The following is a 13,351-nucleotide window of genomic DNA, read 5'->3' as shown; positions in this document are numbered from 1 at the left end:
CCGCGCGATCCCTGGAGGTCTCCTTCGAGGCTCGCTGCGCTCGCGCCTCAGGGTGAGGGGGAGGGTGGGAAAAGTCACCCCGCGCCGAACCGGCTTGCCTAAACGGCCGCCACGATCAGCCTACCTCCGCCCTCCAAGCCCGAGCGCAGCCACCAGCGCCGGATCGATGGCGTGCGCGTCGTCCATCAGCCCCAGCCCGTCGAATAGGTTCCAGAACGACCAGGCGAAGCCCGCCTGTTCCGCCGCGCGCCGCACGTCGCCGAGATAGGCCGCGCGGTCCGCGGCCCGGGAGGCCGTGTAGCGGCCATCGGTGCGGAGCGCCCCGAACTCCCCCATCAGCACGTGCCGGGCCGGGATCCCGTAGAGATCGGCCCAGGCCGAGACCGGGGCCAGCGCCTTCGCCAGGTAGGCCGGCCCCGGTTCGGCCTCGCCATATTCGTGCAGCTTGGCCTCGATCACGGCGAGGTCGCGCGCCTTTTCGGCCTGCGGAACCGCACGGTCGACCGCCATGCGGGCGCGGATCGCCGCGAGGGTCTCGGGCAGGCGCGCCGGATTGCCCGGCCAGGGCACGGCATTCAGCCAACGGTAGAACGGCTCCTCGGTGAGCCAGGTCGCCCCCTGGTGCGAGAACAGGTACGGCTCATAGAAATGGAAGGTGTAGAGCAGCGGCGCGAACCGGGTGAAGGATGCCGGGTCGAGGGCCGTCAGACCGGAGACGAGGCTGCCGCAGGCGCCGGTCGCCACGAGAGTCAGGTCAGGCGCGGCGTCCCGAGCGGCGGTCAGGAGCCCCGCCTGGACACGGTTCCAGGCGCCGGCCCCGCAGGCCTGCGGCGGCTCGTTGACCGGCTCTAAACCCACACGGCCGGTCCCCTTCCGGACGCAGAGCCGGGCCAGCTCGGCGATCAGGTCGCGATAGGCTGGGTAGAGCGGCGCCCGGTCTGAGCCGTAGAAGGCGTCGGGCGTGTAATGGTGCGTGGCGGCATTCGCCTGGACGTTGACGAGGACGCGCATCCCGGTCGCCAGCACGTCGTCGATCGCGCTCAACAGGGTGCCGAGGAGCTCGGCGCGGCGTGTGCCCGTGAAGGCCACGAACGGTCCGGGATCCAGGGGAAGCCGCGCGAAGTCGAAGCCCAGGCCGGCGAGGCGGCGCAGGTCGTCCCTGGTCGGCACGGGGCGGTCGGCCTGGAACGGCGGCCAGGCATAATCGATGCGCGGCTCCGGGAACTCGGTGGTGAGCGAGAACCACGGCCACAGGGCGATGCCGCGGCGCAGCGGAAGCGGCTCGGGGCCGGACGCGGCCGGGAGCGCGCCGGCCCCCGCGACCGCGAGGCCGCCGGCCAGCACCTGCCGCCGGCTCGCTCTCACCCGTCGATCCCGGCCGTCGCCTGGACCGGACTCGCCTCCGCACTCGGTCGCGCCCGCGAAAGCCGCGGATAGCCGCCGACCCGGCGCAGCTCGTCTTCGTAGGCGGCCAAGATGTCGTCCCAACGGAAACGCTCGGCCTGCCTGCGCGCCGCTTTACCAGCGGCAACCACCGCGTCGTCATCGGCGAGGACCCGCTCGATCGCGGCGGCGCAGCTGTCGCCGTCGGTGAAGTAGAACTGACCGTCGCCGGCCGTGCCCCGGTTGAACGGGTTGTCGTGGGCGATCACGGCGTTACCGGCCCAGAGCGCCTCCACCAGCGACGGGTTGGTGCCGCCGACCGTGTGGCCGTGGAGATAGGCGCGCGCGTGGACGCGCAGGCTCTGGACCATCTCGGGATCGTAGATCGCCCCCGGCATCAGCACCTCCAGCCCGGCCGCGTCCTCGAGTGCGCGGTGATAGGCGTTACCGACCTTCAACGTTCCGAGCACAACGAGCCGCATGCCCCTCGGCTTGCGTGAGAACGCCTCGACGAGCGTCAGAATGTTGTTGTCGGGCTCGATGCGGGCGATCGAGACCAGGTAGCGGCCCGGCTCGAGCCCGAGGGGCGGCGGCGCCAGATCCGCCGGTGGCGGATCGCCCCCGTAGGGAATCGTCGCGATGGCGCTGCGCGGGCGGCGGCGGGCGAGGTGGTCGGCGATGGCCGGGTGGTCGGCGACGAGCCGCTGCGATGACCACGCCGCGATCCACTCGCTCAGGTAGAAGAACGCCCGCACCGGCAGCGGCCATTTCGGCCGGCGCCACTCGATCCCGTCCATGTTGGTCAGGATCTTGGCGCCGCGCGCCCGCAGGTAGGGCAGGAACGCTGCGCCGTTATAGCCGAGCACCAGGCAGACGCCGCCCCGCGTCGCCGCGTCGTGCGCGCAGATCGCGTCGAAGGCCAAGGTCGCGGCCGGTCCGCGGAGCGCCACCTCCACGGTGATCAGGTCGATGCCGTTCCAGGTCCGGGTCGAGACCCGGTCCCGCACCCGCTCGACCTCCGCTTGGCAATACACGCCGACCCGCCAGCCGCGACCGGCAAGATAGAGCGCGAGCCGTTCGGCGAAAGTCTCGAAGCCGCCATGGGCGGCCGGAATCCCGCGTGTCCCAAGAATAAGTAGTGTGGGCGCATCGACGGGCACGGCTCTTCCTTTCTTGTTAGCGGCTCATATTGTACGGAGACAGGAATAACGGTCGCCTAAACAGGCGATACAACTCACAGTTGTTATAGCCCGATAAGTATTCATCTTATGGTAGATAGCTCGATACTCGCGACACCTTCTAGCCCAGTTGGCGCCCGTGGGGCATCGCATCCGTTCGCTTTTGGCCCGGAGACCGCACAGAACCTCCAGCGTGAGGCGTTCACCGCCGAACCGGGAGCCGCCGGGGCGGGGGGCACGTTCGCCTTTGGGCGTGCGCACGGAAGCGCGCCGGTCAATCGCATCACCTGCGTGCACCAGGGCTTCGAGCTCTACGGGTCGGATCGCTGCTTCATCGAGACGGTGCGCACCATCCGGGCCGCCCATCCGGCGGCGCAGATCGACGTGGTCCTGCCCCGGCGCGGCCCGATCGTCGCTGCGCTCGAGCCCTATGCCAGCGCCATCGTGATCGAGCCCCTGTGGATCCTGCGGCGCAAGAACCTCGCCCGCCTCGCCACGCTGGGGATGATGGCGCTGCCCTTCGCGGTGGCCCGGGCGCTCCGGCGCCTCCGCGACAGCGACCTCGTCTACATCAACACCACCGTGGTGGCGGATTACCTGCTGGCCGCGCGGCTGCTGCCGGGGCGCAGCATCGTGCACGTGCACGAGATCCCGGAAGGCGCCGTGCTGAAGGTCCTGCGCGGGCTGATCCGCTGGAGCGGCGCCAACGTGGTGTTCAATTCCCGCGCCACCGAGCGCGCCTACGCGCTGCCCGCGGAGGCAACGGCCCGCGTGGTCTATAACGGCATCGCCGGACCGGCCGAGCCGAACGGGCGGCCTTACGACGGCACGCGGCCCCTGCGGGTGCTGATGCTCGGCCGAATCAGCCGGATCAAGGGCCAGGACGTGCTGGTCGAGGCTTTGGCCTCCCTGCCCGAGGCGATCCGCAGCCGGATCGAACTGAAGATCGTCGGCAGCGCCTTCGAGGACGCTGCCCGCGAGGAGGCTCTGTCTGCGCGGATCGCCGAGACCGGCCTGTCGAAGCAGGTCACGCTCCAACCGTTCGTGGACGATCCCTCCGAACTCTACCGCTGGGCCGACGTGGTGACGATGCCGTCGCAGCGTCCGGAATCGCTGGGCCGGGTGGCGATCGAGGCGATGTCCTACGGCGTGCCGCCGCTGGTCACCGATATCGGCGGCCTCCCGGAGGTCGTGGCCGACGGCAGGACCGGCTGGATCGTGCCCCCCGGCGGCCCGGAGCCGATCGCCGCATTGCTCGCCCGCATCGCCACCGATCCGGCGAGCTGGCGCGGCTTCGGCCAGGCGGCCCGGACGCGCTACGAGACCCTGTTCTCGGAGGCCTCCGCCGCCGAAGGGATCGACGCCATGGTCCGGGCGATTCTGCGCGGGCCTCGCAATACCGACGCGGCGGTGACGGCGGAACGGACCGCGCGTCCGACGGCCTGACCGGAGCGCGTCCGGTCTGTGCCTAGCCGCGGTCCAGGGACCGGACTTCGTCCGCCGCCGATCTTCGGTGGACAAATACCGGTGCCGTCAAATTCAGTAAGTACCGGTCGACGATAATGCTCGCCGTACTGGACGCTGGCGGTTCGGCGGGTATCGTCGCGCCGGGTTAGGGCGGGGCGCACCGCGTGCGTTGGGCGTCTCAGGGTAGTCCGGCGGTCACCGCCGGCGCGCAAGCCGGTCCGGCGGAGGGGAACGCCTCGTCATGGATGTCGTCGGGTTCATCACGCAGATCATCGACCGGGTCTCGGCCGAGAACCTGGTCGCCGCCGGCCTGCTGTTCGCGACCGCGTTTGGCTGCGCCCTGATCGCCTACCTGCGCACCGCCGAGCGCTACGCGTTCGCCGAGTTCTTCGAGTTCGTGCTGACGCACGAGGTGATGACCCACCCCTCCGCCCGGGCCGACCTGCTGTTCTATGTCACCCGTAAGGCGATCATGCCGTTCCTGCTGATCCCGGCTGGGGTGACCTTCGTGGTGGCGGTCGGCTACGCGACCAACTGGGTCCTGGGCACGATTCTCGGCATCGACCAACCGGTCTTCGGTTCGCCCGGGCCGGTGACCGTGGTGCTGTTCACCCTCACCATGCTGCTTGCCTACGACCTGTCCTACTACCTCTACCACACGGCCCAGCACCGCTACCCGTTCCTGTGGGAGCTGCATAAGGTCCATCACTCGGCCGAGGTGATGGTCGGCATCACCAAGGACCGGGTCCACCCCCTCGACGAGCTGATGAACCGCGCCTGGGACGGGGTGATCCCCGGGATCTGCTTCGGGATCTGGAGCCTGGTCGCGCTGAACCCGGTCGAGCTGACGGTGTTCGGGATCAACGTCTACATCATGCGCAACATCCTGATGATGGATTTCGTGCGCCACACGCATTTCAAGATCTCGTTCGGGCGGCTTAACGCGGTGATCCTCTGCCCGCACTGGCACCAGCTCCACCACTCGACGGCGCCGCAGCACTACGACAAGAATTTCGGGCTGCTGTTTTCGTTCTGGGACCGCCTGTTCGGGACCCTGCACGTCCCGGATCCGAACGAGGATTTTACCTTTGGGCTCGTCGATCGGGATGTCGCCGATTATCAATCCCTCTCGGGGCTCTACTTCCTGCCCCTGAAGAAGATGGGCCGGCGGATCGCGCGGCAGGTTCGGCGCCTGCGCGGGATCCCCGCTCAGCCTCGCTCGGGCGCCTGACCCATGTCTCCGGAACGCTTCGAGATCGTCCGCACCGCCGAGCGGCTGGAAGCCGTCGGACCGGCCTGGACCGAGTTGTGGCGGCGCAGCGGCGCCCTGGTCTTCCAGAGCCATGCCTGGATCTCGGCCTGGTGGGCCAGTGCCCCCGACCGCGAGCGCAGGGCGCTGGCGATCGTGCTGTCTTGGCGCGGCGATACCCTGGTCGGCATCCTGCCGCTGGCCACCGTGCGGCGCAAAGGGTTCCGCGTGCTCGAATGGGCCGCCAAGGACTGCTCCGATTTCGGCGACGCCGTGCTGGCGGACCGCACGAATGCCGGCCTCGTCCGGCGGATGTGGCAGCAGGCCAGCCGGGCCGGCGGCTTCGACCTCGCCTATCTGAACCGGCTCCTGCCCGACGCCGCCGCGCGGGCCTTGCTCACACCCATTTCTGGGGGCACCCGGCTGCGCCTCAACCACCGCGACGAGGCGAACTGGCGGGTGCGCGGCCCCTGGCCGACCGGGCAGGCCTGGTTCGACGCGCAGTCGAAGAAGACCCGCCAGAATTACCGCCGCGGCCAGAAATCCATGGGCGAGCACGGCCCGCTGACCTTCCGGCTACTCGGACCCGACGAGCCGCTCGGCCCGGTGCTGGAAAGGCTCACCCAGTTCAAGCGCGCCTGGCTCGCGACCCATAACCTGCCGTCCACCGCCTTCTACGACGAAGGCTCGCAGGCCCTGCCCGCGATGGTCCGGGTGCTGCAGGACACGGGGCTGCTCCACGCCTTCGTGCTCGAATGCGGCGGCGCCCTCGTCGCGGTCTCGATCAACTTCGTCCAGGCCGGCACGATGATGGCCTTCGTCACCACCTACGATCCGGCCTTCGAGCGCGGCTCGCCCGGGATGGTGCTGATGATGGACTACATCATGTGGTCGATCGACCGCGGACTGCACACGGTCGACTTCCTGTGCGGCGACGAGGGCTTCAAGGGCCGATTCGGCACCGAGAGCCTGACCCTCGCCTCGATGATGGGCGGGCGCACCCCACAGGGCGCGGCGGCGCATCTGGTCGATCGTACCAGGCATGCCCTGAAGCAGCGCTTCGGCAAGCCTGAAGCCGCGCAGGCGCCGGTCACCGAGACTGCGGCCTGACGGGCTAAACCAGTTTCCGGGAGAGGCCTCGCAGCAGAGGCTTCGCCAGCCGCGCTAGGACAGTTCCTCGACCACAATCCGCGGCTTCCCCGCCAAGCGGCGAAACGCCCCCACCGACCACGCGAGCGTCGCGATCTCCGAGGCCAGGAGCCCGAGTAGCGCAGTCGCCGGCGGCAGTGTCAGAAGAAGCGGCACCATGAGGGCGAAGCCGAGCGCGCCGCTCGCAACCGCACCGGCCGTGATCGTCCGGAAGGCCGCGGAGGCTTCGAGATAGGCGCGCGGGATCGCGTAGAGCAGCGACGTCGTCACGACAGCCCAGACGCCGAGCCCGATCCAGCCCATGGCCTCGCCGGCAAAGCGCCCCTTGAACAGCACGTCCTCGATCAGCGGCAGGGTCGCGGCCATCACCAGCCCGTAGACGAGGCACGCGCAGGCGATCAGCAGGACATGGCGCATCACCAGCCGCCGAGCGGCCTGGACCTGCCCGGCGGCCAGCAGGCCGCTGATCTCGGGCAGGACCATGTTCATCAGCGCGCTCGTGGGGATGCGCAGCGGCGCATAGAGCACCAACGTCGCGGCGATCGGCGCGTAGGCGGCCGGCCCGGCCAGCAGGGCGAACAGGAGTGTCAGGCCCTGACCCTGCACGGTGAGGCTGGTAACGCCCGCGAGCGACCAGGCCAGGGTCCGCCAGATCGCCCGGTAGCGCGCCCGCGCCCGGGGATGGAGCGAGATCCGCAGGCGCTGGCGCAGAGCCCCGTAGGCCACCGCGATGGCGATGGCATGCGCCAGGGCGATCGCCAGGAACGCCCGGTCGAGCAAAGCCGTGCCCTCGCCGTTCAGCCCCCACCAGACGAACAGGCTGCCGCAGATCGCGTAGACGAGGTCGCTCAGGCCCGCGATCCGCGGCCGTCCGCGGGCCAGCAGCACGATCCGCAGGTAGCTTCGGAAGCCGTAGAGGCCCACGAAGGCCCCGGCCGCCAGAGCGCCGAGGCCGATCACCGGCACGAGCGCCACACTGGTGGCGAGCGCCATCAGCACGGAGACCAGGGCCGCGCCGGAGCCGAACATCACGTCGTAGCCGAGCGCCGCCGGCCGGCCGAGGCTCCGGGCGAGGTGGAGCGTCGCCGGCACCGCCACCAGGGCGCGGATATAGGTGATGCCGACCGCCCCGACCGTGAACACGATCGCGAACAGCCCGTAATCGTGCGCCCCCAGCTCGCGCACCAGCAGGATGTTCAGCGCGAAGTGGAAAAGGCTCTGGATCAGCTCGCCGGACAGGATGACGGCGAAGCGTCCGGACAGGCCGGCGCGGACCGTCGCGGCGAGGCGCAGGCTGCGGACCGGCATGGGAAAGGTCTCACCGGAACGCGGCATGAATCTCGGCAACATGATGGGGTGGCCGCGTCCCAAGAACGACGGCCGCGCTTCGAAACGATGATCTAGGGGCGGTGCCCGCCGCGGCATCCGCATTCGCCCGATGGACAGACGGAAACTATCGATCGTGTGCTTCCGTTCGGTGTCCGCCCGCGTCACCGAGAACCCGTCCGAGTGCGGCGAGACAGCGCGTAATATCGGCCTCGTCGGCCCAGACATGGGGGCTCAGGCGCAGCGCCCCCGACCGCTCGCTCGCGAATACGTTTGCCGCCTGCAAGCGATTTGCCAGGTTTTTAGGCAGTCCCCCAGGCGCACGCGCGCCGACGACGTGGCCCGTTCGCAGATGGCGCGGCGCAACGGCGAGGCCTAGCTCCGCGACGCCACCAGCCAGGCGGTCGGTGAGCCCACGCAGTCGCGCCGCGATAGACGGGACGCCCAGTTCGGCGATCAGCTCCAGGCCGGTTGCGGCCATCGAGAGGGAGACGGGATCGTTCAGCTCGCCCCGATCGTAGCGCCGAGCCCCCACCGCGGATGAGCGGTTCCCGGTATGCTCCTCGATCGGCACCCCGTCCTGCCGACGCGGCGCGGCGTACAGGAACGCGACGCCGTAGGGACCGAGCGCCCATTTGTAGGTCGGGAAGGCGAGGAAATCGGGCCGCCAGCGGGCCACGTCCACCGGCATCGCGCCGACGGCCTGCGTCGCGTCGATCACCAGGGCGGCACCGGCTTCGTGCACCGCCGGCGCGAGCCGGTCGAGGTCGATCAGTACGCCATCGGTCCAATGCAGGGGCGTCAGGGTCGCGATGGCGAGGGGCGGCGCGCCGGGGCGCCGGATCGCCTCCAGCAGAGCGGTGGTCCAGTCACCGTCCGGCGGCCGGGCGACCTCCTCGACGGAGAGATCGTGGGCGGCCGCCAGCCGGTCGAAGGCGTAGCGCAGGGACGGGAACTCGTCCGCCACCCGTAGGAGACGTGCGCCCGATGCGGGGGCGAGGTTGCGCGCCGCGATCGCCATGGCGTGGCTCACGGAGCCCACGATCGCGACGTCGTCGTCGCCCGCTCCGATCAGCCGGGCCGCGGCTTCGCGGGTCCGCTCGGCGAGGGCCGGTATCGCCGTTCGGGGATAGGTCCAGGGCTGGCTCTTCATCAGGATGCCGGCCTCGCCGGCCGCCCGGACCGCGCGGGGCAGCGGCGACCAGGCCGCCGCATCCAGGTAGCTGACATCCGCCGGCACCTCGAACAGGTGGCGTTGGCAGGGAATCGCTTCGACATCTGGCATGATTGGGCGAGGGTAGAGGATCACCCACGCCGCCGCCAAGGTCCGGGCTTGATCGCTTAGCCCCGATGCCGCAAGCCGACAGGCCACAGCCCGCGAGGCACCCGTGCCGACCCGCTCCTTGTCCAAGATCGTCATGTCCAAGACCGCCATCGCGTCCCGATGGGACGCCTAAGCCGCGACTGCTTCGACGTGGCGCCCGCGCCGATGCGGGTCGCCGACGCGGTGGCCCTGCTGCGCGCGCGGCTGCCGGTCCTGTCGGGGATCGAATCGGTCGCGATCGATCGGGCCGACGGCCGCGTCCTGGCGGAGGATCTGATCGCCCCGATCGACCTGCCGCCGTTCGATAATTCGGCCGTCGACGGCTACGCGGTCGGGGCCGGCGATCTCGCACCGACGGGCGAGACACGCCTCCCGCTCGGCGGCCGCGTCCCGGCCGGTCACGCGCCGGCCGATCCCGGGTCGGGCTTCGCGGTGCGGATCTTCACCGGGGCGCCGATGCCGCCGGGCACCGACACGGTGGCGATGCAGGAGGACGTGCGGACCGACGGCGAGGCCGTCATCCTGCCCGCCGGCCTCACCCAGGGTTCCAACCGCCGCCGGGCCGGCGAGGATGTGGCACGCGGCAACCGCGCGATCCCGGCCGGCACGAGGCTGGGTCCGCGCCACCTCGCGCTCGCGGCGGCGCTCGGCCTGCCCGAGCTGCGCCTGCGCGCGCCGCTCAAGGTGGCGCTGTTCTCGACCGGCGACGAGTTGACCCAGCCCGGCCAGCCCCTGCCGCCCGCCGGCATCCACGACGCCAACCGGCCGATGCTCGCCGCCCTGCTGCGCAGGCTCGGCGCCGAACCTGTCGACCTCGGCATCCTGCGCGACGCGCCCGGTCCCCTGCGGCAACGCCTCGAAGCCGCGGCCGCCGATCACGACCTGATCCTGACCTCCGGGGGCGTCTCGGTGGGCGAGGAGGATCACGTCCGCGCCGCCGTCGAGGCATCGGGTGCGCTGACCTTCTGGCGGCTGGCCATCAAGCCCGGTCGGCCGGTGGCCTTGGGCACCGTGGCGGGCACGCCGTTCGCGGGCCTGCCCGGCAATCCGGCCGCCGCCTACGTGACCGCTCTGGCCGTCCTCCGTCCGCTGGTGCTGCACCTGTCGGGCGCGCGCGACGCGGCGCCGACGCTGACGGTGCGCAGCGGCTTCGCTCAGGAGAAGCGCTCAGGCCGGCGCGAGTACCTGCGCGTCCGTCTCCGAGCCGGCACCGACGGCACGCCGGAAGCGGTGCCTGTGCCGGGAGGTGCCCTGTCCGGCCTGTCGGCCAGCGACGGGCTGGTGGAACTGGCCGAGGATCTGACTGCGATCAGCGTGGGCGATGCCCTGCCGTACCGGTCGCATGGGGATCTGGGGTGAACTGTTGTTCCCGCCCGTGACTCTGTAGAGCGTCAGGCCCGACCACGCCGACCCGTTCGAGACACCGTGCCCCTGCTCGCCGACCGCGCCCCCGCCAAAGTCAACCTGACGCTCCATGTCCTCGGGCGGCGGCCCGGAGACGGCTATCATGAGCTGGAGAGCCTGGTCGCCTTCGCGGGCACCGCGGACCGGCTGACCCTCGATCCCGACGCACCGCTCGGCCTCACCGTCAGTGGCCCGACCGCCGGTCCGGCTGGCCCAACGCAGGACAACCTCGTCCTGCGCGCCGCCCGCGGGCTCGCGGCGAAGGTGCCGTCGCTGCGGATGGGCGCCTTCCATCTGGTCAAGCGCCTGCCGGTCGCGGCCGGGATCGGCGGGGGCTCCTCCGATGCCGCCGCGGCCCTGCGGCTGCTCGCGTGCCTCAACGGCCTGCCGCTCAACCACCCGGCCGTGATCGCAGCCGCCCGCGAGACCGGGGCCGACGTCCCGGTCTGCCTCGATCCGCGCGCCCGGATGATGCGCGGCGCCGGAGAAGAGATCGGCCCGGGGCTCAGCTTCGCGCCGCTGCCGGCGGTTCTGATCAATCCCGGCGTGCCGGTGCCGACCGCCCCGGTGTTCAAGGCTCTGGGCCTGACGGTCGGGCAGCGGCTCGACGGCGCGGCGCATCCCGACATCGGCGAGGGTTTCGGCGCCGACGCCCTCGTGGCGGCGATCGCCCCGGCCCGGAACGACCTGGAGGCCCCGGCGCTCACGGTCGCCCCGGTGATCGGCGAGACCCTGGCGGCCCTGCGGGACCAAGCCGGCTGCCGCTTGGCGCGGATGTCGGGCTCGGGGGCGACGGTGTTCGCGCTGTTCACCGATCGGCACGCGGCGGTGCGCGCCGCCGCCGCCCTGCGGGCTGCCCATCCAGGCTGGTGGGTGGCGCCGACCTTCCTGCGCTGACCGGAGCGACGGCTCCCGTTAGCCCCCGATCGCACCCGCCCGCGCCCGGCCCCGGCGGAAATATGCCCGACGCTCGGCCTCGGCCCGGACCGTCGTGGCGCGCACCTGCAGCAGGTCCTTGCGGGTGAGGAGCCCGACCAGCGCGCCGCTCTCCGGATCGGTGACCGGCAGGCGCCCCTGTCCGGCCGAGAGCATCACGTCGAGGGCGTGCGAGACCACGTCGCCTGGGTGGACCACGGCGAGGTCGGCATCCGAGACGCGCTCGGCCAGCGTGCCGTCGGCCCTGTCATCCTCCCCGATCTCCACCGTCCAGCGAAGCGCATCATTGCGCGTGACCAGCCCCACCGGCCGGCGGCCACTGTCGAGCACCGGATAGGCGTGGTGGTCGCCCGAGGTGATCGCGGCGAGGGCTTCGGCGAGCGGCAGGTCTCCACTGAGGGTCGCGACATCGCGGGTCATCACTGCCTCGACCCGGGCGAGGTCATAAGGGTCGATGCCGTATTCCCGCGTCACGTGCTGGCCGCGCCTGGCGATCTTCTCGGTGAGGATCGAGCGCTTGAGCAGCAGCACGGTCACCGCATAGGCCGCCATGGTGGCGGCGAGCAGCGGCGCCAGGGCGGCGACGTCGCCGGTCACCTCGACGGCGAACACCACCCCGGTGAGCGGCGCCGGCAAGGCCCCGCCGAGCATCGCCGCCATACCGAGCAGCGCCCAGAAGCCGTGCGCACCCGGCAAAGCGAGGCCGATCAGCCAACCGATCGCGCCACCGAGGATCAGCAGAGGCGCCAGCACGCCCCCGGAAGTGCCCGAGGACAGGGCCGTGAGCCAGATCACCGCCTTGACCACGAGGATCGTCAGCACGGCACCGGCCAGGAGATGTCCGGAGAGCAGGTCGCGGATCACGTCGTATCCGACACCGAGCGCCCGGGGCTCCACGAGGCCGCCGAGGCCGACCACGAGGGCGCCCAGCGCCGGCCACCACATCCAGTGGATCGGCAGCCGGCCGAACCCGTCTTCCAGCGCGTAAAGCGCCCTGGTGAGCACGCCCGAGATCAGCCCGCAGGCCACGCCGAGCAGGGCGCAAGCAGGCAGACCCCACCAGGGCAAAGCCGGGTTGTCGGTGAAGGGAAAGAGCGGTCCGGCCTCGAACAGGGCCGGGCGCCAGCACGCCGCCGTCACCGCCCCGACCGCCACCGGCACGAGGCTGCGCGGCCGCCACTCGAACAGCAGCACCTCGACGGCGAGCAGCACGGCCGCCACCGGCGTCCCGAAGATCGCCGTCATGCCGGCCGCGGCGCCTGCCACCAGCAGCGTCTTCCGCTCGGCCGCACTCAGATGGAAGAACTGCGCGAACAGCGAACCCACCGCACCGCCCGTGACGATGATCGGTCCTTCGGCCCCGAACGGGCCGCCGGTGCCGATCGCCACCGCCGAGGAGACCGGCTTGAGCACGGCCACCTTGGGCGACATCCGGCTGCCGCCGATGAGGATCGCCTCCATGGCCTCGGGAATGCCGTGGCCCCGGATCTTTTCGGACCCGTAGCGGGCCATGAACCCGACGATCAGCGCGCCGATCACCGGGATCGCGACCATCCATGGCCCCGGCGCTGCGCCGGCCAGGGAGGTCAGCGCAGTATCGAAGCGGCCGTACCATACGGCGTTGGTCACGAGGCCGATCAGCGCCAGCAGGATCCAGGCGGTGCCCGACGCGGCCGTACCGGTGATCACCGCCAGACCAGCTAGCATCAGCACCCGCCGGTCCGCGCTGAAATCGCCGAGCGGCCGCCGCAACGGCGTCTCGCCACCACCCTCGATGTTTGGTCCGCCGTCCATAAAGTCCGCCCTCCGCCCAAGGCCATTTATATCGTGATACGATATATTCAACGACGAAACGACCGGAGCGCCCGGTGCGGCTGCGTCGGCACGGCCCTAAGGATCACCATGCGAAGCGGTCACCAAGCCCGGGATCAGGAC

Annotated in this window: 10 protein-coding genes; 5 read left to right on the top strand and 5 right to left on the bottom strand. The window is 71.0% G+C overall.

The window, feature by feature from the left end; genetic code table 11:
- Window positions 1-120: 120 nt before the first annotated feature.
- Both MKK67_RS32315 and MKK67_RS32310 read right to left on the bottom strand, forming a co-directional pair.
- Window positions 121-1,365, bottom strand: a complete 1,245-nt coding sequence (locus tag MKK67_RS32315; RefSeq protein ID WP_243973287.1) for a glycoside hydrolase family 5 protein — start codon at window positions 1,363-1,365, stop codon at window positions 121-123.
- Window positions 1,362-2,543 (bottom strand): DUF1972 domain-containing protein, encoded by a 1,182-nt coding sequence (locus tag MKK67_RS32310; RefSeq protein ID WP_243973285.1) that lies wholly within the window; start codon window positions 2,541-2,543, stop codon window positions 1,362-1,364. Before MKK67_RS32310 ends, MKK67_RS32315 begins: the two co-directional genes overlap by 4 nt.
- A 108-nt stretch (window positions 2,544-2,651) precedes the next feature.
- Here MKK67_RS32310 and MKK67_RS32305 point away from each other — a divergent pair, with 108 nt between their 5' ends.
- From MKK67_RS32305 to MKK67_RS32295, 3 genes are all read left to right on the top strand, one after another.
- Window positions 2,652-4,007: a glycosyltransferase family 4 protein gene (locus MKK67_RS32305; RefSeq protein ID WP_409568468.1), complete on the top strand. Its 1,356-nt coding sequence runs from the start codon at window positions 2,652-2,654 to the stop codon at window positions 4,005-4,007.
- A gap of 262 nt (window positions 4,008-4,269) precedes the next feature.
- A complete protein-coding gene (locus MKK67_RS32300; protein WP_243973283.1) occupies window positions 4,270-5,259 on the top strand; it encodes a sterol desaturase family protein in 990 nt (329 codons plus the stop codon).
- Between the two features lie 3 nt (window positions 5,260-5,262).
- Window positions 5,263-6,387, top strand: a complete 1,125-nt coding sequence (locus MKK67_RS32295) for a GNAT family N-acetyltransferase (protein ID WP_243973281.1) — start codon at window positions 5,263-5,265, stop codon at window positions 6,385-6,387.
- A gap of 54 nt (window positions 6,388-6,441) precedes the next feature.
- Here MKK67_RS32295 and MKK67_RS32290 read toward each other — a convergent pair whose 3' ends face one another.
- Window positions 6,442-7,734 carry a hypothetical protein gene (locus MKK67_RS32290; RefSeq protein ID WP_243973280.1) on the bottom strand — a complete coding sequence of 431 codons (1,293 nt, stop codon included), beginning with the start codon at window positions 7,732-7,734 and terminating at the stop codon, window positions 6,442-6,444.
- A 145-nt stretch (window positions 7,735-7,879) separates the two neighbouring features.
- The gene (locus MKK67_RS32285; RefSeq protein ID WP_243973279.1) at window positions 7,880-9,037 is read right to left on the bottom strand and encodes an aminotransferase class V-fold PLP-dependent enzyme; all 1,158 of its coding nucleotides are present in this window, start codon (window positions 9,035-9,037) and stop codon (window positions 7,880-7,882) included.
- A 159-nt stretch (window positions 9,038-9,196) separates the two neighbouring features.
- Here MKK67_RS32285 and glp point away from each other — a divergent pair, with 159 nt between their 5' ends.
- Window positions 9,197-10,435 carry a gephyrin-like molybdotransferase Glp gene (gene glp / locus MKK67_RS32280; RefSeq protein WP_243973276.1) on the top strand — a complete coding sequence of 413 codons (1,239 nt, stop codon included), beginning with the start codon at window positions 9,197-9,199 and terminating at the stop codon, window positions 10,433-10,435.
- Window positions 10,436-10,501: 66 nt separating this feature from the next.
- Window positions 10,502-11,377 carry a 4-(cytidine 5'-diphospho)-2-C-methyl-D-erythritol kinase gene (locus MKK67_RS32275; RefSeq protein ID WP_243973275.1) on the top strand — a complete coding sequence of 292 codons (876 nt, stop codon included), beginning with the start codon at window positions 10,502-10,504 and terminating at the stop codon, window positions 11,375-11,377.
- A gap of 18 nt (window positions 11,378-11,395) precedes the next feature.
- Here MKK67_RS32275 and MKK67_RS32270 read toward each other — a convergent pair whose 3' ends face one another.
- Entirely contained in the window at window positions 11,396-13,210 is a 1,815-nt protein-coding gene (locus MKK67_RS32270; RefSeq protein WP_243973274.1) for a chloride channel protein, read from the bottom strand.
- Window positions 13,211-13,351 lie beyond the last annotated feature (141 nt).

This window comes from Methylobacterium sp. J-072, assembly GCF_022829425.1.
Lineage (GTDB): Bacteria > Pseudomonadota > Alphaproteobacteria > Rhizobiales > Beijerinckiaceae > Methylobacterium.
This window is presented reverse-complemented; position numbering and strand designations above follow the sequence as displayed.

Excerpts from the sequence above, each read along its gene's own strand:
- MKK67_RS32295 (WP_243973281.1), top strand. The coding sequence starts at position 5,263 with ATGTCTCCGGAACGCTTCGAGATCGTCCGCACCGCCGAGCGGCTGGAA.
- glp (WP_243973276.1), top strand. The coding sequence starts at position 9,197 with ATGGGACGCCTAAGCCGCGACTGCTTCGACGTGGCGCCCGCGCCGATG.
- MKK67_RS32305 (WP_409568468.1), top strand. The coding sequence starts at position 2,652 with ATGGTAGATAGCTCGATACTCGCGACACCTTCTAGCCCAGTTGGCGCC.
- MKK67_RS32300 (WP_243973283.1), top strand. The coding sequence starts at position 4,270 with ATGGATGTCGTCGGGTTCATCACGCAGATCATCGACCGGGTCTCGGCC.
- MKK67_RS32285 (WP_243973279.1), bottom strand. The coding sequence starts at position 9,037 with ATGCCAGATGTCGAAGCGATTCCCTGCCAACGCCACCTGTTCGAGGTG.
- MKK67_RS32270 (WP_243973274.1), bottom strand. The coding sequence starts at position 13,210 with ATGGACGGCGGACCAAACATCGAGGGTGGTGGCGAGACGCCGTTGCGG.
- MKK67_RS32290 (WP_243973280.1), bottom strand. The coding sequence starts at position 7,734 with ATGCCGGTCCGCAGCCTGCGCCTCGCCGCGACGGTCCGCGCCGGCCTG.